Annotated in this window: 15 protein-coding genes; 11 read left to right on the plus strand and 4 right to left on the minus strand. The window is 49.5% G+C overall.

All coding sequences use genetic code 11. From position 1 onward, the window contains the following. Positions 1 to 53: 53 nt before the first annotated feature. Entirely contained in the window at positions 54 to 815 is a 762-nt protein-coding gene (locus GCU39_RS04315; protein ID WP_152392372.1) for a CAP domain-containing protein, read from the minus strand. A gap of 88 nt (positions 816 to 903) precedes the next feature. Beyond that, complete coding sequence (locus tag GCU39_RS04320) at positions 904 to 1,281, minus strand: YhjD family protein (protein WP_152392373.1); 378 nt, start codon at positions 1,279 to 1,281, stop codon at positions 904 to 906. Between the two features lie 184 nt (positions 1,282 to 1,465). Here GCU39_RS04320 and GCU39_RS04325 point away from each other — a divergent pair, with 184 nt between their 5' ends. Beyond that, positions 1,466 to 1,966 carry a Crp/Fnr family transcriptional regulator gene (locus GCU39_RS04325; RefSeq protein WP_152392374.1) on the plus strand — a complete coding sequence of 167 codons (501 nt, stop codon included), beginning with the start codon at positions 1,466 to 1,468 and terminating at the stop codon, positions 1,964 to 1,966. Between the two features lie 92 nt (positions 1,967 to 2,058). Here the strand turns inward: GCU39_RS04325 and hmpA are convergent, their stop codons facing one another. Continuing rightward, positions 2,059 to 3,285, minus strand: coding sequence for an NO-inducible flavohemoprotein (hmpA, locus tag GCU39_RS04330; RefSeq protein WP_152392375.1), 1,227 nt, complete (start codon positions 3,283 to 3,285; stop codon positions 2,059 to 2,061). Between the two features lie 447 nt (positions 3,286 to 3,732). Between hmpA and GCU39_RS04335 the strand changes: the two genes are divergently transcribed. Next, positions 3,733 to 4,371, plus strand: coding sequence for a YitT family protein (locus tag GCU39_RS04335; protein ID WP_152392376.1), 639 nt, complete (start codon positions 3,733 to 3,735; stop codon positions 4,369 to 4,371). Positions 4,372 to 4,459: 88 nt separating this feature from the next. On the opposite strand, the gene GCU39_RS04340 is transcribed toward GCU39_RS04335, so the two are convergent. Beyond that, positions 4,460 to 6,070, minus strand: coding sequence for an extracellular solute-binding protein (locus GCU39_RS04340; RefSeq protein ID WP_152392377.1), 1,611 nt, complete (start codon positions 6,068 to 6,070; stop codon positions 4,460 to 4,462). 155 nt (positions 6,071 to 6,225) lie between these two features. Here GCU39_RS04340 and GCU39_RS04345 point away from each other — a divergent pair, with 155 nt between their 5' ends. From GCU39_RS04345 to GCU39_RS04385, 9 genes are all read left to right on the plus strand, one after another. Then, positions 6,226 to 8,028: a sensor histidine kinase gene (locus GCU39_RS04345; protein WP_152392378.1), complete on the plus strand. Its 1,803-nt coding sequence runs from the start codon at positions 6,226 to 6,228 to the stop codon at positions 8,026 to 8,028. Further along, a complete protein-coding gene (locus GCU39_RS04350) occupies positions 8,015 to 9,442 on the plus strand; it encodes a response regulator transcription factor (RefSeq protein WP_152392379.1) in 1,428 nt (475 codons plus the stop codon). The genes GCU39_RS04345 and GCU39_RS04350 overlap by 14 nt, the downstream gene beginning before the upstream one ends. A 251-nt stretch (positions 9,443 to 9,693) precedes the next feature. Beyond that, the gene (locus GCU39_RS04355) at positions 9,694 to 11,040 is read left to right on the plus strand and encodes an ABC transporter substrate-binding protein (protein ID WP_152392380.1); all 1,347 of its coding nucleotides are present in this window, start codon (positions 9,694 to 9,696) and stop codon (positions 11,038 to 11,040) included. A gap of 86 nt (positions 11,041 to 11,126) precedes the next feature. Then, positions 11,127 to 14,060, plus strand: coding sequence for an extracellular solute-binding protein (locus GCU39_RS04360; RefSeq protein WP_152392381.1), 2,934 nt, complete (start codon positions 11,127 to 11,129; stop codon positions 14,058 to 14,060). A gap of 23 nt (positions 14,061 to 14,083) precedes the next feature. Further along, positions 14,084 to 15,046, plus strand: a complete 963-nt coding sequence (locus tag GCU39_RS04365) for a carbohydrate ABC transporter permease (protein WP_152392382.1) — start codon at positions 14,084 to 14,086, stop codon at positions 15,044 to 15,046. 5 nt (positions 15,047 to 15,051) lie between these two features. Then, on the plus strand, positions 15,052 to 15,933 hold the full coding sequence (locus GCU39_RS04370) for a carbohydrate ABC transporter permease (RefSeq protein ID WP_152392383.1): 882 nt from the start codon (positions 15,052 to 15,054) through the stop codon (positions 15,931 to 15,933). Between the two features lie 21 nt (positions 15,934 to 15,954). Continuing rightward, the gene (locus tag GCU39_RS04375) at positions 15,955 to 18,042 is read left to right on the plus strand and encodes a YIP1 family protein (RefSeq protein WP_152392384.1); all 2,088 of its coding nucleotides are present in this window, start codon (positions 15,955 to 15,957) and stop codon (positions 18,040 to 18,042) included. 12 nt (positions 18,043 to 18,054) lie between these two features. After that, on the plus strand, positions 18,055 to 20,613 hold the full coding sequence (locus GCU39_RS04380) for a DUF5696 domain-containing protein (RefSeq protein WP_152392385.1): 2,559 nt from the start codon (positions 18,055 to 18,057) through the stop codon (positions 20,611 to 20,613). Next, positions 20,610 to 21,497 carry a carbohydrate ABC transporter permease gene (locus tag GCU39_RS04385; protein WP_152392386.1) on the plus strand — a complete coding sequence of 296 codons (888 nt, stop codon included), beginning with the start codon at positions 20,610 to 20,612 and terminating at the stop codon, positions 21,495 to 21,497. Before GCU39_RS04380 ends, GCU39_RS04385 begins: the two co-directional genes overlap by 4 nt. Position 21,498: the final 1 nt, after the last annotated feature.

Below are 21,498 nucleotides of genomic sequence, written 5' to 3' on the forward strand. Positions count from 1 at the left end.
ACGGTAAACAGAATAAGTAAAAAACATGCTGCCTATTCGGGCAGCATGTTCTGTTATCCGGTAAATTCTTGGACCCACGCATTGTTGTAAAAGCCGATACCGATTTTGGTGAAGCTGCTGCCCAAGATATTGGCTCTGTGGCCTTCACTGTTCATCCAATCGTTCATGACTTGGCTTGGTGTCGTCTGACCTTTGGCAATGTTCTCGCCAGCTGAATTAAAAGTGATGCCGAATTTCTTCATCATATCGAAGGGGGATCCATACGTTGGTGAATTGTGATCGAAATAGTTGTTCTGGATCATATCTTGCGCTTTCACGAGCGCCATTTTGGATAAATTCGCATCCATCGTTAGGGCATTTAATCCCGCGCTGGCGCGTTGTTCATTCACAAGCCGCAGAACCTCTTGATCGAACTGCTGAGAGTTGGATGGAGTCTGATTATTTGGACTTTTGCTAGGATTTTGCGTTGGATTCTGAACTGGCGTTGTTGGCGTCGTTGGTGCTGTTGGGTTCTGTACTGGAGTTTGTACCGGATTTGGCGTCACAGGATACCGATTGGCTGGATACTGTGACGGCGATTCCCCGACAACGATCCATTTCATCGGTGCTCCAGGCGACTGTTGAATTCTAACCGGTTTCCGCGCGCCAGGAGTAGCTGTGGATGAAGCCTGTGTCTTCAGCGTTTTCGGAATTTTCGTGTGGGAGTGCGTCTCAATACGTGTTCCCGGTGCTACTTGCTTCGTCGACATATTTCCGTTCGGGGAAGTACATCCTGCCGCCAGCAATAATGCGGTTAAGGCAATATATTTCTTCATGTGTCAACACCTCGATGCATTAGTATGGTGATGTTCATCATGAATTATATTTTCCCGATCAGGATGGAATTATCCTGAGTTCCTGCACTCACATCTCCATATCCAAATCCACATTCATGTATTCGCTCAAATAACGCTCAATCTCAGCCTTGATCAAGCTCCATAACATGGAGAACGTGTGATGGTATCCACGACATACATAGAGGACCTCGACGCCGGACTTCGTTCGTTTCTCTTCGTAGACCTTGAGGCCATGGGCGCGGAGCTGCTTCCGAATCCGTACGAGGTCTTCGTGCACTTGGCGTTGTACTTGCTGCAAATTGCGAACATAGATGGACGGCATCTTGAGCGGCGCCATTCCCAGGGTCTGCATATCTCGTTCCAATACATCGAGCACAATGGGGAGGAGAATATACTGCTTAACGAGTGTGAAATCAACCTCGGTCTGGAGGGGAACAGATTTCATCGCGAACACTTCCTATGCTTAGAATGTTAAAACCTATTTCGAACACCTGTTCTTATTATATTCATAATAGCGAACAAATATTCGTATGACAACAACAATTTTTGGCAGCGGCAGGAAGCGGTTGCTGGCTAGCTTGTCATTGGTTATCATAAGGTGAGGGATAATGAAAGTGGGAGAGAGCGGCATGATTGTACATAAAGGAGATATTTTGTTCCGACAAGGTGATTCGGGGGAACATTTGTATCATATTAAGAGCGGCATTTTCAAAGTGACGCGTATTCATCCAAATGGGAATCAGGTGCTGTTCAACATCCTGTATCCAGGTGAAATTGTTCCGCATCATTCATTGATTACACCAAAGGATTTTCACGGAACCGCAACAGCGATCGTAACCAGCGAGGTGGAATTGATTTCGGCAGAGGCGTGGTATAAGGAGCTGGAAGAGAATCCGGACAAAGCTCTATCCATTGCCAAAATGCTGCAGGAGAAGCTGCGATTCATGCAACAGCGTATTGATCATCTGACGATTGGTACGCCAGGAGAACGACTGAAGCTGTTGGAAGAATGGATGTCCAGCTATGCCAAGAACGAGACGCTAACGGATTTGTTAACGCAGGAGGAGATCGGACAACTGATTGGCGTACGCCGTGAGACGATCAACCGCTTACTGCGCAGTCAAGGATAACCAAGACGCCTACGAACATAGGATGAACAACATTCAAGAGGCCTTATTGTCATGAAGACAACAAGGCCTCTTTCTTATATCCATACAGATCTTTAGGCTTCCAAGCTGCCAGCAGGTCCGAAGAATTCATAATGAATGCGATCTGGACTCACGCCTAGCTGTTTCAATGCATGGTTAACAGCTTTCATGAATGGCGTCGGTCCGCAGAAGTAGAACTCGCCCGTATGGAGCGTCGCTGCTGGGAGGATCGATTGCAGCCATGCAGCATCGATCAGGCCTTCATGATCACAGCGGTCGCCCGCGATCGGTGAGGCGTAGCATACATAGGATGTCAACGGCGCAAGCTGTTCGGTTAGCGCCGTCACGTGGTCTCGCATCGCATGCAATTCGCTATTGATCGCAGCGTGAATATAGGTTACTGACCGGTCTGGCTGCTGCGCAGCGATCGTATTCAGCATACTCACCATCGGCGTGAGTCCAACGCCTCCGCTGATGAGCACGACAGGCGCATCGCTGCCATTCGCTGGGTCAATCGTGAAATCGCCAGCTGGCGCGCTAATGTCGAGTGCATCTCCCACATGGACTTGATCATGCAGATAGTTCGAGACGATGCCGGCAGGCTGCTGCGGTTCGGTTCCGGCTTCTCTTTTAACTGTGATACGGTAATAGCTTAGCCCAGGCGCATCCGATAAACTGTAGTGCCGCAGATGCGTGTTCGCACTGCCAGGTACGTTAGCACGAACGGTAATGTATTGTCCAGGCAAGAAGGAGGCGATCGCCTGACCATCGGCAGGTCTGAGATAGAATGACGTAATCACGCTGCTCTCCTGCTCTTTGCGCGTTACGATGAACTTGCGGAAGCCGTCCCAGCCGCCGAGCTGTCCCGCTGCTTGCGCGTACATCTCTGCTTCGACGCCGATGAATGCGTCGGCGATTACGCCGTATGCTTCAGCCCAAGCGCCGATAATCTCATCGGTTGCAGCGTCGCCGAGCACATCTTTGATCGCGATTAATAGATGTTCGCCGACAATCGGATAATGTTCCGGCTTGATACCGAGCGCGCGGTGCTTATGTCCGATTTGCTTAACGACGGGAATGATCTGCTCGAGCCGATCAATGTTCGCTGCAGCCGCATAGACCGCATTGGCGAGTGCACCGGATTGTTTGCCTTGACGTTGATTCGCATGATTGAAAATATTTAATAGTTCAGGATGATTCGTGAATAGCAGCTCGTAGAACCGTTTCGTAATGGCTGTCCCGTGAACCTCGAGGACAGGAACAGTAGATTTAATGATGGCAATTGTCGATGGATTTAACATGGTAACAACCTCTTTTCGTGATATATGTCACACGTATTGTTCTAAGTATAGTTGGCACCTATACTAGCAAATGTGATTTCGCGCACACGAAAAATAGAACGTCTTGTGAACAAACAAGCTTCAGAATTGTCTGACAATTTCGCCTTCCTGAAAAAATGGATCTGTGGTATAATGATGGCAGATGAGCTTTAAAATCTAAATCAGAAAGGATCAGGATACCATGTGTCCCCGAAGGACGAATTCCCAAAGGACAGTCTGGAAACGTTATGATCTCTCCTACACTTAGCGTCATAGTTGGAAGTTTACACGTCGACAAGTTCGAATGACCAACCAACTATGAAAGAAGCGTGTAACGTATGATGGTGCGAAGGACGAAGCCTCAGGCGAGCTCCCTCATCGTTGGTTGGAAAGCTAAACCCAAACCAATGATGTTAAGAGGGAACGACAATGAGGAGAAAAGAAGAACGGATTCAACAGTTGCAACAAGTCGCTATGATGTTAGTCGGTACGTTTTTAATGGCATTTTGTTATTATCACATTAATTTTCAGAACAATTTGGCGGAAGGCGGGTTCGTAGGTCTAGCGTTGCTGGGCAAGTACGCCTTTGACTGGTCGCCAGCCGTGACGATGCTGATGCTCGACATTCCAATTTTCATCGTCGCCATGTTCGTGAAAGGGCGCAAGTTCTTACTGAATACAGTGATTGCGGCAGTTTCCCTTTCCGTGTTTTACGACATTTTTGAGCAGTTCTCACCACTTGTAATTGACTTGAAGAATTATATGCTCGTCGCAGCGGTGCTTGCCGGGGTAATAACCGGATTCGGTGCCGGGATCGTTATTCGATTCGGCGGAGCAACAGGCGGGGATGATATTCTCGCGTTATTCTTAAGTAAATGGTCAGGTTTTACGGTCGGAACCATGTTCTTTATATTGGATGCTGTCGTGCTATTATTATCACTCGTATACTTACCAATTGCAGAGACGCTGTATACCATTTTGGCTGTGAGTATCGCAGGCAAGATGATTACATGGGTCGTCGGATTCGGATTCTCGAAGAATGCTGTATCCATTGCTGCAAGGAACTAACGTACATGACAACCACCCTGTATCTCTCTTCTGAAGAGGGATGCACAGGGTGGTTTTTTTGTATTTACTTTTTTATGTGTGGATGTTGTTAAGAATCCGGGTGCAGCAGCTTCTCGTTCACTTCGCGGATCGCTTGCTGTAACCCCATTTGATTATAGGTCTTGACATTCTCCCGCCAAAGTTGGATAGGATCGTCCTTGCTCAGCACGACTTCCGTCAGATCTTCCAGCGGATTAATCGCAGCACTGAGGTCGTCTTTGTGCGGCGTTGATAGCGAGATGATCGAATATTTGAATGGGGTGGCCCTTGCATTGTTCAGCAGCCAGCGCATCTCCTCGAGACAAGCGAGAATATTCCGCTCTCCATAATTGATTTTGTTCATTTCGTCGAGACGATAGGTTCGCTCCAGCCCCCATGAAGCAAGCGAATGCAAGGTATTGGTTGAAGGGTACAGCTTCTGAATGCTGATCGGTTGTCCTGACGCTTCACGGGGCCGCGTAATCACAATCTGATCGTCGTTCTCTACATAATCTTTTCCTTCAATCCCGTACTGCATTAATTTTCTTCCTTCGGGTGAGAGGAGATAATCATAGAGCTGCATGATGCGATCCATTTTCTCATCGCTGATAGCGGAGCTGAAGTAACTCTCGGTCGCGTAGGTAGGTGCAACATAGAAGTAGCGATTTCCATCATCCGCAGGCCACAAATGCAAGATTTTCACCGCATCATAGAAGTCCTGGTTCGGATTCGATTTGTTCCACAGTGCAACCAGCTTGCTCATGCTCTCTGGCGTTCCCTTATAGGCGAGTGCTCCTGCTTTTCCTTGCGTGAACTTGGCGATCGCGTCATCTTCCTTCATGAGGAAGAAGTTCGGATCTAGCCCGCCGCTCTCATATAATTGACGGAATTGCGATGCAACCTGCTCCATTTTCTGCGAGGCGTAATATGGAATCCACCGATTATCCTCCTGCACCCACTGATTTGCGGCGAATTGCGGGAAGGTCGGACTGAATACCCAAGAGAGATAGTTCATGCTTGCGGCCGTCAGCCCCACGGTATCATGCAGGCCGTTGCCATCCGGATCATCTTTGGTGAACGATTCGAGCAGTGTTGCGAACTCTTCGAAATTGCGCGGATCGATGCGATGCAGTTGATCCATCCAGTCTTTACGGACGAATACGACACGTTCCAGCATCCACAGATCATTGGTCGGATACGCGATGCGCGGCAGCATATATAATTTCTTATCACGGCGCAGCGCGAGCGTATCGGGAATTTGCGCAACTTTATAGACATTGGGATATTTCGATAGATCGCTCGGCAGCGGCCGAATGAGATTTTGTTTGATCCAGTCGGCATAGATGCCGGGTGAGTTAATGACGAGGGAATGGGCGAATAAATCGGGGAAATTGCCTGAAGCGGCCCATACTTTGAATTTCTCCTCGTAGTCAGTCTGGCTCACTTGAATTGGCTTAAAAGTAATATTGAAGTCGTGTTCGAGCTTCTGCAGCACGGCATCTTTCTTCTCGAAGTCTCTGCCGATGTCCCAGAAGGAGATGGAGATGGTGAGGTGGTTGCCGATCCCGGATGCGGGCTCAGCTGACGGCGCCACGGCGTCTTCTGTCTCCTCGCATCCCGTAACCGTCATGATGAATAGGGCAGTGAGCAGCAGTATGACGTAATTTTTGATACGGACCATTCCATCACCCCTTAAATTTACGCTATTAAAAAAATAGTAATGGAAAAGTTTGAAGGAGTAAATAGTTTCGCCCCAACATATGGCAATATTTATGATAAGATATCAATAATAGATGCTACCAGATGCATTTCGTGTAACGCTTAGGGGGACAAGCGGTGGTCTTTTATCGTAAACTATCGATTCGTTCGCAGCTGCTGTTCATCGCACTGCTCATTACAGCGGTGTTGTTGTTCATCATTATGACGACGTATGTTCAAATGTCCAGCATTATCAGTAGCAATAACGAACAGTATACGAAAGCGATGAGCGCGCAGATCAAAGAGACGGTGCATGCGAACCGGGATGTGATCGATCGGCTCATGACCAATATTGCGTATAACCAAGACGTGCAGAATTTTCTGATTGAAGAGAACAAGGTGCAAGTCTACGGCTATTCCAAGCGGATGAACAGTCTGCTTATTAATATGACGACGCTCAAGGAAGGCATTCTGGATATCGTGATTCATGGCGAGAATGGACGTTCGTATGATCTGTTCGGTGGGAAGCGGTGGACGGCGCCGTTTACGGATAGACTCTCTCCGAAGGACTCCATTCATTATTTTGGCTTGCAGCATTTTGAAGGGGCTTATCAAGTGGAGAACAGTCTGCTCGTCGGGATGAAGATCAAATCGTTTCAGTCAGGGGACAGGTTCACGTCGGTGATCGGGACGTTATTCTTCGTGATTGACCCCAAAGCGTTAATTGGTTCGTTCGGTTCGAATTCGAAGCAATACGCGATGCAGTCGTATTTGGTGGATCGGGACAATAAAATTTTCTCCAGCAATGATCCGAATGAGGTCGGCAGTGTGCTGAATGCGATGATTACGAGCGAGGTACGGCCTGGAAAATCGGGAAGTGTTGAATTGAATGGGACCAAATATATTGTACAGACAGAAGATTTGCCGGAAATCAACAGCGCGATCATCAGCATCATGCCCGAGGACGAGCTTCTGCGTGATATATCGACAATCCGAAGGCTGGAGCTGATTATTCTTATGATCGGGGCTGTGATGATGTTCATCTTGTTCAAGCTCGTCATCAGCAACATCTTGAACCCGCTGAAGAAGCTGATGGCCTTCATTAATAACATCAAACGAGGGGACCTCGATACGCTCAAAAATCGCATCCATTTGCAAGGCTATGCGGAAATTACGGTGATGTCGAACGGGCTGAACAATATGTTGGACGAAGTAGATACATTGACGCGGCAGCTCTTAGAGACGAATGCGATGCTCTATGAAGCGGAGCTGGAGAAGAGGAAGTCGGAGCTGTCGTTCTTGCGCAGTCAGATCAATCCGCATTTTCTATATAATACGCTCGAAATGGTCAAAGGGATGGCAGCGGTGAAAGGCGCGCATGAAATTCGAGAGATCGCCAAAGCTTTAGGTCAGATTTTCAGGTACAGCATCAAAGGAGGAGACACGGTGTCGCTCAAGACGGAGATGGGCATCGTCGAGTCGTACATTCAGATTCAGCAAATTCGATTCGGGGATCGATTCCAGGTCCATTATGCGATCGCAGAGGACACATGGATGTGCCAGATTCCGAAGATGATTCTTCAGCCGCTGGTGGAGAATGCCGTATTTCACGGACTGGAGCTGAAAGAGGATCAAGGAAATTTGACGGTTCGAAGTGTTCTGAACGAGCGGCAGGAACTCGTCATAACAGTGGAAGATGATGGTCTAGGAATTGCACCCGGCCGACTGCGCCAGGTTCAGTGTGCGCTGAATCAATACGAGAATACGGAGCGAGATCCAGAGGAACCGCAAATTTCCAGTATCGGACTTGCCAATGTGAATAATCGAATTAAGCTGACGTATGGCCATCCCTATGGACTGTCGATCGATAGCACTTATGGGGAAGGTACACAGATTCAATTACTGATGCCAACGAGGGGGAAGGAACATGGACAGATATAGCGTGTTCATCGTCGATGACGAGAGCTGGGTCGTAGAGAGTCTGAAGGTAAGCGTAGATTGGCAGCAGTACGGATTCGAGGTTGTAGGCGAGGCATACAACGGGCTGGAAGCACTACAATGCATGCGGGACTTGAAGCCAGACGTCGTCTTTACCGATATTCGTATGCCGGGGATGAATGGACTTGAATTGATTAAGAAGGGGTCCGAGCTCCCCGTCCTCCCGAAATTCGTCGTTGTGAGTGGTTATGCGGAATTTGCTTATGCGCAGCGGGCTTTGAATTATGGCGCGACAGCGTATTGCCTTAAGCCTTACGATGATGAGGAAATTGCGAACCTGCTCAAGAAACTAAGGAAGACGCTAAATATGGAGCGTGATCGTTCCGAGACGCTCATCCAGCTGCTGGCCGACAACAATGAAGACAGCTTGGAGAAAATCAAGCTAGCGCTCGAGAGCCGCGGACTGCACATGGATAGGGGACAGGCGGCGGGACTGATGGTGTGTACGTGCGAAGGCGATCCTTTCGTCCATCTGGATGTGATTCGGATTCGTATCGGCAAATCCAAAATGCTGTACATGATGGCTCATGACCAGCTGGAGGCTGTCCTGTCAGAGCTGGAGACGCAGCTGCCGGAGGGTGTTCGGGGGATTGGTGTTAGCGGTATTATTGATGACTACGCGATCCTTAGCAAGGAGCTGGAGCATGCGACACTGCTCTCGAATCAATATTTTATGACAGGGCATGCGGGGGTATATCGGTGGAATCCGGCCTCGCGAGGTGTGCTGAAGGAGACGTTCAAGAAGATTGGCGCGGCGATCGCGAATCAAGACTACACGGCGTTAGGACAGCTCTCGGACGAGGTCAGTGGGTTACTGCAGCAAGAAGGGTATACGATCAAAGATGCGCTTCGCTTATACAATGTCACGCTATCGTTCCTCTATATTTTAGATGAGGATCAGCAGGAGCAGATGGTCATGGGCTATGAGCAGCTTATGGATACATTCGAGAATGTATCGGAAATGAATGTATATTTAAGATCGTTATCGATGAAATTGAGCCGTAGAAAGCCTGAATATGAGACAAAAGAGACGACGAACGAGACATTCATGTCGATCCTGCAATATGTCCATGAGAATTATCGGAGCACGATTACGATTCAGAGCCTCACGCAAAAATACTACATCAACCCGAACTATTTAAGCCAGCTGTTCAAAAAAGAAGTCGGCGAGACGTTCACCTCTTATATGACAAGGCTCCGAATCAATAATGCATGCAATCTATTGGAGCAGACAAATTTGAGAGTGACGGAGATTGCCGAAAAAGTAGGGTACCAGGACTATTTTTATTTTACGCGGATGTTCAAAAAAATTACGGGTCACACCCCAACGCAATTTAGGGAGCATATGGCAAAGTAAAAATAAGCTAATTTAGCTTAACGATTACTTAAGTATGCACAAATCTTAGAGTTACTATGGATAAAAATTAGATGTTGATGCAGGGAGAGTTGTTTTCCCTGTTTTTTTGTGGCTTCCTATGTATAAAAACAACGAGAATAAGTGAATACAACAACAGCTCAAATTGTTCTATAGTAAATACAAACAAATTGTAAGCGATTACAAATTGTTAAGCTTTTGTAAAGCCAACATCAAAACGAGGGGGAAATGAATTGTACAAATTAAAAGCATGGACCATGATACTCATTTTGACGATGATCATCTCGATTGTCGGGTGCTCAAGCAATAACGGTGCGACGGAGAAACCTGCCGACGGGGCGAAACAGACAGAAGCTGCAGCAGGTACGACAGAACCGGCGACTACGACAACCGAGCCAGCGAAAGAAGAGCCGAAGGAAGAAGAGAGCATGGATTTCGGCGGCAAGCCGCTTCGGATTGGCCAGTGGTGGGGGATGGACGCCTACTTGAACGATGAAGAGAAGGAAAGACAGAAGAAAGTAGAAGAGAAATACAATACAAAAATCGAGTACGTGACCGTAGAGGATACGAATGCGCGTCTAATCACCTCATCGGTAGCCGGCGAGCCATTTGCGGATATCGTCATGATCCCGCTTCGCGAAGCGTTCCCGAAATTGGTGATTGAGGGTTATGTGCAACCGATCGACGACAAGATTGACTTGAATAACCCAGCGTTCGGCAAGAACCCGGTTACGCTATCGAACGGGAAATACCAAGGCAAGCAATACGGCGTGACGCTGCCATACACGGAAAGTCATGGCTTGTTTTACGATAAGACGATGTTGACGAAGATGGGCCTCCCTGATCCTTACGAGCTGCAAGAGAAGGGTGAATGGACATGGGATAAGTTCCTCGACATCCTGAAGAAAGTCAAAGCGAACGGCAAGAAGCCGCTCTACGTGGATAGCCCGCAGCTCCTAGCTTTCTCCTTGATCGCGACGAATGAAGGTCAAATCGAAGACGATACGACGAACAAAATTACGATGGATGAGCCAAATGCGATGGAAGCCATTCAGTTCTTCAGTGATTTGTATAATGTCCATAAAGTTGTTGATTCCGAAGTCAACTTCGGCAGCGGCGAAGAAGCATTCGTGAACGGCTACCGCTGGGATAATCTCGGGTATGTCAAAGACAAACCGAACGATATCGGCTATGTCTTCTTCCCGAAAGGTCCAAAGGCTACTTCCTATGTCACACCGTATGACAAGATGAACCTGTGGTATGTGCCATCCGGCGTGAAGAATGCGAAGGCCGTTCTGGCGGCATGGAGCGAGCTCTATGAGTTCGATGTCGAGAAGGGCAAGCAAATTCAGCTGCAAAAAGAAGAGCCGAACATGAAGAACAAAGAATCGCTCGATACGATGAAGAAAATGTTCGACAGCACGTATAAAGTCATCAACTACAAAGCTTATGTTGGTCTCTCGGATGTCGTAGAAGAAGCATTCAAGAATATTGCTAGCGGCAAGGAATCTCCTGCACAAGCCATTCAGCGCGTGAAACCGATGGCGCAAGCAGCGATGGATGTAACGACGAAGAAGTAATACATTCTTGTAAATGATGTAATCGAGTACCCCGAAGCAGCTCTCTGCTAGGGGTACTTCCATTACATAGGAGGGGAACCCTATTGATGCGGAAGAATAAATATCGAATGGCGATCATTGCCCTGCTCACTGCGATATGTATCGCTTCTCCGCAGACGTTACAGCTTGCGCCGGTGAATTATGCAGAGGGGAAATCAGCTGAAGTGGAATCGGAGATCCAGCTCGGATCTACCACGAAGGATGGCTATGACCAATACATTGCGAAGTATGCGAAGGTACAGAGACCAGAACGCGAGCTGATCATCCGAGGTGAGTCTTATGCGAGAGCGGAGGGCATGAGTGTATCGGTCGTGGATGGTATTGAAGGTGCAACAGGAAAAGTGATTCAGACGGGTGAATCGGGGACTGTCTCCTGGGATATTGATGTGCCAGAGGAAGGTCTCTATCAAGTTGCGGTACGTTATCAAGCCATGGAAGGCAAAGGTTCGGATATGGATCGGGAGTTCATGATTGATGGCAAGCATCCGTTCGCAGAGAGCAAGAATCTCGTATTCCGCAGGCTATGGAAGGATGCAGGCGAGACCGTTCGTGATGAGAACGACAACGACTTGTATACGACGCAAGTGGAAGTACCCGCTTGGCAAGAGGTGCTCATCGACAGCTCGGATGGGCGCTATGGTGAACCGTATTCGTTTTATTTTTCCAAAGGAAAACATGTCATATCGCTCGTCTCTGCGAAGGAGCCGATGATGATTGATTATATAAAGCTGCGCCAACCGGATCAGGTCCCATCCTACGAAGAAGTCACAGCGAGCTATAAGCAGAACGGCTACAAGGAAGCGAAAGACGCAATGATCAAAATCCAAGGAGAGAAGGCAGGTCTCAAATCCAGCTCGATGCTGGTTCCAATGATGGATCGCAGTCCGGCCAACGAGCCGTACAGCATGTCCAAGATCCGATTGAACACGATCGGTTCCTTCAACTGGTCGGAAGCGGGGCAGTGGATATCTTGGGATGTAGAAGCGCCTGAAGACGGATTATATAAGATTGGCGTGAAATATAACCAGAGCATGCAGCGCGGCGTGACGTCTTACCGGAAGCTGCGCATTGACGGCAAAGTGCCTTTTGCAGAAGTAGAGAATATGGCCTTCAACTTCTCGACGAATTGGGAGATGCAAGAGATCGGGGACGGTAAGACCCCTTACTTGTTTTACCTGACGAAGGGCAAGCATCAAATCCGGATGGACGTGACGCTCGGCGAAATGGCAATCTACTTGCGAACGATCGAATCGAGCGTTCTAGAGCTGAACACCTTGTATCGCCGAATCGTCATGATTACAGGCACCGTTCCGGACGAATACCGCGACTATCAGCTGGACAAGAAATTGCCTGAAATGATTGATTCTTTCCGTAAGCAAGCGAATATCATCAGTACGATTTCAAGTCAAATTGAACAATCAACAGGCGGCGGCAGCGACCGTACAGCGACGCTGAATCGGATCGTGGTACAGCTGCGGGATATGGCGGAAAATCCGGGTACAGTCTCGCAAAGGCTGGAGACATTCAAATCGAATATCAGCTCCCTCGGTTCATGGATCTATTCGATTAACTTCATGCCGCTATCGATAGATTATCTCGTCGTAGCCTCGCCGAACCAGAACATGCCGAGCCCGAGCGCGACCTTCTGGCAGAATATCAAGCATCAAGTCGGTACGTTCTCGCTCTCATTCTTCACGGACTACAACGAGCTCGGATCAACGCACGGGCAGGAAGGCAAGAAGATCAAAGTATGGATCACGTTGGGTCTGGATCAGGCCAAGGTTCTCAAGCGAATGATCGAAGAGACGTTCACGCCGGATACGGGCATTGGCGTCGATCTGCAAGTCGTGACGGAATCCGTATTGCTGCAGGCGATGCTGGCAGGACGCGGGCCGGATGTGGCCTTCCAGGTATCGAACGAGAAGCCGCTGAACTATGCGCTTCGTGGCGGCGTTGAAGATTTGTCGAAGTATCCGGGCTTTGATGAGGTGAAGAAGGAGTACAGTGAGAGCTCCTTCGTGCCTTTCGAATTCAATGGCGGGGTCTATGCGCTGCCGATGGATGAATATTTCCCGGTTCTTTTCTACCGCAAAGATATATTGGATGAGCTGAATATGAAGGTGCCGCAGACATGGGATGACGTCTATGCGATGGTGCCTGAGCTGCAGAAGCACAATCTGATCTTCGGCTTCCCGATTCAAGTGCTCGTGAAGACCGGATCCAACGTACAGGAGAGCGGCAGCTTGCCAATCAACCCGACGTTCGGGATGATGCTGTATCAAGAAGGCGGCAGTCTCTATTCTGAGGATAAAAAGACGAGCGCACTGGATTCCGAAATCGCCATGAAAACATTCATGCAGTGGACGGAGCTCTATACGACTTACAAGCTGCCGTTGACCACGGATTTCACGAACCGCTTCCGCAGCGGTGAGATGCCGATCGGTATCGCCGATTATCCGAAGGTTAATCTCGTGAACGTGATCGCGCCGGAATTAAAAGGCTTATGGGATTTCACGCTCACGCCAGGCACGAAGATGCCGGACGGCACAATCCGCCGCGATGTCCCTTCCGCAGGGAATGGCACGGTCATGCTGAAGAGCAGTGAACACAAGCAAGAAGCATGGCAATTTATGAAATGGTGGGCGAGCTCGGATACACAGGCATGGTACGGCAAACAGATGGAAGCGATGTTCGGCATCGCGGGACGTCTGCAGACGGCGAACAAAGTCGCAGTGGCACAGCTCCCATGGCAAGTGAAGGACTATAAGACACTCATGGAGCAATGGAAGTGGACGAGAGGCGTTCCTGAAGTTCCGGGCGGTTACTTTACAGGCCGACATCTGGACAATGCCTTCCGCAGCGTCGTGATCTCCAATGATGATCCGCGGGAATCGCTCGACAATTATACACGCTTAATCAATGACGAAATGAAGAAAAAACAACGAGAGTTTGGGTTGTCGAACGATGAGAAAGAGAGGTGATCGAGGTGCCAAATCCGGTTGAAATGAACGCAAGTATACCAGAACCCGGACGCGTTGTTCCGTCGCCAGCTCCGAAGAGACAGCCAGGCAAGTACGCAGAACTGTGGAAAACGATGAAACAGCAGAAGCAAGGGTATGTGCTGCTCGCGCCTTATTTTATCTTATTCTTCATCTTCACGGCGTTTCCCGTCGTGATGGCATTTGCCCTTAGCTTTACTTACTACAACGTGCTCGAATCGCCGAAATGGGTAGGCTGGGAGAATTATGCGACGTTGTTCCTGAAAGATGAGATTTTCCTCGTCGCGCTGAAGAATACATTGTTGTTCGCGCTCATCACGGGTCCGCTCAGCTATATTGCCTGCTTCATGCTGGCCTGGCTCATCAATGAGCTGTCGCCGAAGATTCGCGCCGTCGTAACGCTGCTATTCTACGCACCCTCGATATCCGGGAATGTGTATTTGATCTGGCAGGTGGCGTTCTCTGGCGACTCCTTCGGGTACGTAAATGCCTTCCTCATGAAGTGGGGATTCATTCTCGAGCCGATTCAATGGCTGCAAGATCCAAAATACATGCTCATCATCATCATGATCGTGCAGCTATGGCTTAGTCTGGGGACGGCCTTCCTGGCGTTCATCGCAGGACTGCAGAGCATGGACCGTACCTTGATTGAAGCGGGAGCCATCGATGGGGTGAAGAACCGTTGGCAGGAGCTGTGGTATATTACCCTGCCTTCGATGCGCCCGCAATTGCTGTTCGGCGCCGTCATGCAAATCTCGAGCTCCTTCGCTGTCGCTGAAGTAGCGACGAGCATGGTTGGCTTCCCGAGTCCACAGTACGCTGCGCATACGATCGTCACGCATTTGAACGACTACGGTACGATTCGATTCGAGATGGGCTACGCTTGTGCGATTGCGACGATTTTGTTCGTGATTATGTTAGGCTCGAACATGATTATTCAGAGGCTGCTCAGGAAGGTGGGTGAATAGAGGCGATGCAACTCCAATTTCGGTTACGGAGAGAGAAAAAAGTAAACCGTTCGATGCCGGTCGATATCGCGATTTTCGTGCTGCTGGCTGCAGCGGGTGCGTTCATGGCGGTTCCCTTTGTCTTCATGATTAGTACGGCGCTCAAGCCGCTAGACGAGATGTTTCTATTCCCGCCGACCTTTATCGTTCGTACGCCGACGCTGGATAACTTCTACGATCTGTTCCTGATCTTCGCGAACTCGTGGGTACCGTTATCCAGATATATCTTCAACACCTTTTTCGTCGCTTTCCTAGGGACGGCAGGCCATGTCATTCTCGCCTCGATGGCAGCGTATCCGCTCGCCAAGATGAACATTCCAGGCAAGAACTTCTTGTTCGGTCTTGTCGTGCTGTCGCTTATGTTCGCATCGCAGGTGACGTCGATACCAACGTATTTGACCATGACATGGGTCGGACTGCTGAATACGTATTGGTCGCTGATCTTCCCGGCTTTTGCGACATCGCTTGGACTCTTCCTCATGAAGCAGTTCATGGAGCAGATTCCCGATTCGCTGCTTGAAGCGGCGAAGATCGATGGGGCGAGCGAATATCGGATTTTCTGGAAAATCGTGATGCCGATCGTGAAGCCCGCGTGGCTCACGCTCATTATTTTCTCGTTCAAAGGGTTATGGGGAACGGGTTCGGGGAGCCAAGGCGCCTCGTACATTTACAGCGAGCAGCTCAAGACGATGGACTATGCCTTTAGCCAGATCTTATCCGGCGGTTTCGTCCGCTCCGGTCCGATGGCAGCCGCTGCCCTTATCATGATGATCGTGCCCGTGGCGATATTTATATTCACGCAAAGCAATGTCATTCAGACGATGTCGACATCGGGGATGAAAGATTAACGATGGAAGGGAGGAGCGCGCGTGGCGATCAGGAAGATAACGGTCTGGCTGTTCATTATCATGCTTCTTGCAGGGAGTACGCCGGCAGAAGCGGCTGTGCCGGATCATGGTTATAACTATTCGTACTGGAGAGAAGCGGAGCCAGCGCCTTATCCATATATAAGCGAGATTGAAGTGTACGGATCGGAACTTGGGATCGGGGATTTCAATGATCCCCAAGATGTGTACGTGAGCGGACGGCATCATATCTATATTGCGGACACGAGCAACAATCGAATCGTGCATCTGGATGAGACCGGGAAGTTGGTACGCGTCATTGCATCATTCGATAACGCAGGCAAACAGGATACATTCAATAAGCCGAATGGCGTGTTCGTCGATCCGGATGACAATGTGTACATTGCGGATACGCAGAACAGCCGGGTCGTTCAGCTGACGGATGAAGGGAAATTGCTGAAGGTGTTCGGGCCTCCGGTATCGAGCATCATCCCGAAGGAGTTCCAATACTTCCCGCTTAAGCTATCGGTAGATAAGACGAATCGGCTGTACGTCGTGGCCCAGGGCGCTTTTGAGGGCATGATGGAGTTTGATACAGAAGGGAATTTCCGCGGTTACGTCGGGACGAACAAGGTGCGATTCAGCCCTGTCGATCTCTTCTGGAAGAGGTTCTCCACGAAGGAACAGAGTAGTCAAATGCAATTATTCCTCCCCGTGGAATTCTCCAATTTGGATCTGGATGACCGCGGCTTTATCTATGCCGTCTCGTCGGAGGCCAATGCGCCGGAGCCGATCAAGCGGATCAATCCGGGCGGCGAGGATATTCTACGGCGTGAAGGATACTTCGATCCGGTCGGGGATGTGTCCGCCATTCAAGTCGATGCAGCGAAGCAGACGACGATTCAGAATGCCGGAAGCTCGGTCTTCGTCGATGTCATCTATGATGAGAGCGGGATGTACAGTGCGCTGGACTCGAAGCGCAATCGGATTTTTACGTATAACAACGATGGCAATATGCTGTACCAATTCGGCGGCACGGGAACGAGCGTGGACCATTTTCAGAAGCCGACGGCGATGGATATGTTAGGCGATCGGATGATCGTGCTTGACGGCGGGACGAACCGCTTGGTCATCTTCCGCCCAACCCGATATGGGTCGTTGATTCGCGAAGGTGTGAAGCTGCATTACAACGGCAAGGATGATCAAGCCGCGAAGAGCTGGGAAGAAGTGCTGAAGCTGAATGCGAACTTCGACATTGCCTATATCGGGATCGGGAAGGCGCTGCTCAAGAAGGGCGATAACAAGCAAGCGATGGAATATTTTAAGAATGGCAACAACCGCAAGTATTATTCCCAAGCCTTGAAGCGTTACCGGACGGAATATATGTGGAACAATTTCGGAACGATGATGACTATTCTCTTCTTGGCTGTGGCTGCGATTGTGGCTGGAAGGCTGTATGTGCGCCGAAGGGTTGCGACGACTGCGCATTACATCGATACGGGCATTATCAAAATGCCGTTCCGAACGATGGTACGCCCATTCAGCAGCTTCTGGGAGTTGAAGTACGAGCAGAAAGGCAAAGTCTGGATCGCGCTAAGCATTCTGATCTTGGTCGTCTTGACGATGATCTTGAAGCGGCAATATGCCGGATTCATCGTCAACTTCAACAAGCTAGACGAGCTGAACAGCGTAGATGAACTGAAATTCATTGTGCTGCCGTTCCTCTTATTCTGTATTTCGAATTGGTCGCTCACGACCTTGATGGATGGCGAAGGCAAATTCAAAGATATCGTGATGGCCGTCGGGTATGCCACGCTTCCGCTCGTTATTATTTTCCTACCGCAAGTGCTATTCAGCAATGTCATTACGATCGATGAGACACCGTTCTATTATCTGCTCGACTCGGTCGCTTACTTATGGTTCGGGTGGTTGTTGTTCATCGGAACGATGACCGTACATCAATATACGATCGGCAAAACAATACTGACGTTAATTCTGACCGTACTGGTGATGGCGTTTATCGTCTTCTTAGGTCTTCTCTGTTTCAGTTTAGTGCAGCAGATGATTACCTTCCTAGAGGCGTTATATCGCGAGATCATCGTGCGGTTGTAAGGGGGGATCGGTGTGAGACGGAAAACAGTAGGCTGGCTGGTGACCGGTGTGGCTCTGGTCCTTGTCGTCTTCGTTCTGGGGATTCGGATGATGAACCAGGCGGACGACTCCGAGCAGGCAGGTGCCCATGCGACGGACAACGCGGCGAACACAGAGAAATCTGCCGAACCTACCCCATTTGGCGCCAGCGGCGCGAGCGGACCTCAATTGGTGGCAGAGACGCAGGCGTTAGCGCTGTATATCGATCCGGCGACGACGGAGATTTCGGTGAAGGATAAGCGGAGCGGGCATACCTGGTATTCGAATCCGCTCGATCGTGAGTCGGATAAGAAGGCGGAAGGCATTAACCGCGATAATCTATCTTCGCAGTTCTCGATCGCTTATAACAACGATAAAGGCCAGAACTTCTACGTGAACAATTTCGCTGAGGCAATCAAGCGCAATCAATTCGAAATTCTCAAGACCGAGAAGGGGGTCAAAATTGTCTACCAGCTCGGCAACTTCCAGAAAGGGATGGAGGCCATCCCGCAGATCATCAGCAAGCAGCGCATGAACGAGATGATCTTGAACAAACTTCCCGACGAAGGGAAGAAGTTCGAAATTGAGAAACGCTTCAAATTCGATGAAGTGAAACAGATCTATACCCGCAAAGAAATGCCGGAGTATGTCGTCAAAGACGTCGTTGCCATTCTAGATTCCATCGGCTATACGGCGGAAGAAGCGGCGAAGGATAACGCGCAGAATCAAGCGGGAAGTCAGAAGACGACGGCGGCGGCAAGGTTCACCGTGCCAATCGAATATTATCTGGACGATGAGAACTTCATGGTAGAGGTTCCCGTACGAGAGATTAAAGATACGAAGGAGTTCCCGATTGACTCCATCCAAGTGCTCGAAATGTTCGGCGCAGCGGGGGTGGATCAGCAAGGATACATGTTCGTTCCTGACGGGTCGGGCGCATTGATTCATTTGAACAATGGAAAAATCTCGGTTCCGCAATATGACATGCCGATTTATGGCAAGGATCAGTCGCTGCGAGACAAAGATGTCGTGAAGGAATTCAAGGAAGCTGCGAGACTGCCTGTATTCGGGATGAAGCAGAGCGATCAGGCCTTCTTTTGCATCATTGAAGAGGGAGACGCGATCGCGTCGGTGAATGCGGATGTCAGCGGCCGGGTCAATACGTATAACCGCGTCAGTGCTAAGTTCTTGCTCAAGCCGATGGAGTCGTTCACGTATCGCGCGGGGAGTGTGAAAAAAGATAGTCCAATGTTCCCGGTGATCTACCAAGGCGGAATTAAGCTGCGCTACGCGTTCCTGCCGAAGGAATCTGCAAGCTATGTCGGCATGGCGAAGTATTATCAAGACTATCTAGTGAAGAACAAGTCGCTCACCAAGCTGGATGCATCCGCGGAGACCCCGTTTGTACTGGATCTGGTCGGTTCGATCTCCGTTCGGGATACGTTCCTCGGCATTCCATATCAATCGGTGCAATCGCTAACCAGCTTCGAGCAAGCAAAATCGGTGCTTGCGATGCTGAAGCAGCGCGGCGTGAAGCAGATTCAACTTCGTTATTCGGGATGGTTCAATGAGGGCATGAATCATGATTACCCCGATGATGTCGATATCGATTCCGCCCTAGGCGGGAAATCGGGCCTTCAAGATTTAATCCGATATGCTCATGAGCAAGGCATCGAACTCTACCCGGATGTGTCCTTCTTACGGGTGTACACGACTGGACATGGGTTTAAGCCTAAGCGGGACGGAGTGAGCTTCTTGTTCCGGGAAGGCATTGCGCAGTACAAGACGGATCTTGTGATGGGGGGCCGCGGAGAGCTGGATTATTATCTTCTCTCGCCGAAGAAGCTGCCAGACCTCGTGACGAAGTTCTTGAAGGACTACGAACCTCTGCAAGTAGGAGGCCTGTCGCTGCGTGATCTGGGCGATCTGGTGATCTCAGATGTCACGTCGGGGAGAACCATCGATCGCGAGCAGAGTGCGGCGATGATCGCGGATAGCGTGAAGCTGCTGCAAGAGCGGGTAGGTAAGACGATGGTGAGCGGCGGCAATGCGAACGTACTGCCTTATACGAAGACGATCGTCGATGCGCCGTTGAAGAGCAGCAAGCTCAACATTGCGGATGAGGAAATCCCATTCTATCAATTGGTATTGCATGGCTATATGGATTACGCGGGAACTCCGATCAATATGAGTCCGGATCAGAGCTATAAATCGAATGTGCTGAAGACGCTCGAGACCGGCTCCAATGTGTACTATCAGTGGTTCTATGAGAAGCCTTCGGCTGTGCGCAATACGGCATTTAACGATTTGTATTCGGCGAGTTATACGAACTGGCTGGATGAAGCGGTTCAGTATTACCGGGAGACAAACGACGTGATGAGAGGGCTTCGCGCGCAGGCGATCATTAATCATGAGAAGCTCGCAGATCATGTGTATCGCACGACGTATGAGAACGGGACATCGATTACCGTGAACTATAATCAGACGGACGTGATGGTGAACGGTACCAGCATCGCGGCGGAAGGTTACTTAGTAGGGGGTGCAGGGCGATGAAGAAAGGGCTAACGATGTCGCAGAAAAAATCGTGGATCGGCGTCATGTTCGTCGCGCCATGGTTCATCGGGTTCGTATTCTTATTCGCGATTCCGCTATACGAATCGCTCGTGTACAGCTTCAATAACCTTACGGTCGCATTAAATGGGTTCGATACGAAATTCGCAGGCTTGAAATTTTATCAAGAGATTTTCTACAAGCATCCTACCTTCAATCGTATTTTAATGGATTCGATCGTGAGCTTGCTTGTTAACATTCCATCGATCGTAATCTTCAGTTTGTTCGCTGCCTCTTTACTGAATCAGAAATTTCGCGGCAGGGTGCTGGCTCGGGCGATCTTCTTCCTCCCGGTATTGCTCGCGACGAATTTACTCTCCATTGAGCAGAGCAGCGATCTGGCCAGCGTGGCGCAGACGGTAACCGGCGGCGTGGATGGAACGGGGTTCACGAGTTCGGAGCTGGAGACCTTGATGCTGCAATCCGGCTTCGGCAGCGAGTTAACTTCATACATTACCGGTTCGGTGAATCGGATTTATGAGATTATTAGTCATTCCGGTGTGCAAATTCTGGTCTTCCTGGCGGGTCTTCAGTCGGTATCCCCGTCCCTGTATGAGGCGGCGAAGATTGAAGGGGCAACAGGCTATGAAGCCTTCTGGAAAATTACGTTCCCTATGGTAAGTCCGCTCATTCTAACGAACATTGTCTATACGGTTATCGACTCGTATAACTACAACAAGTTAAGCGTGTTGATTAACGAGACCGCCTTCAAGGCGCTGAACTTCAGTCTAAGTGCAGCGATGTCATGGGTGTATTTTATCGTCACATCCATTATCCTGCTCATCTTGATCCGCGCGGTGTCGACCAAAGTGTTCTATCACGACTAGA

Source organism: Paenibacillus guangzhouensis (assembly GCF_009363075.1).
GTDB lineage: Bacteria > Bacillota > Bacilli > Paenibacillales > Paenibacillaceae > Paenibacillus_K > Paenibacillus_K guangzhouensis.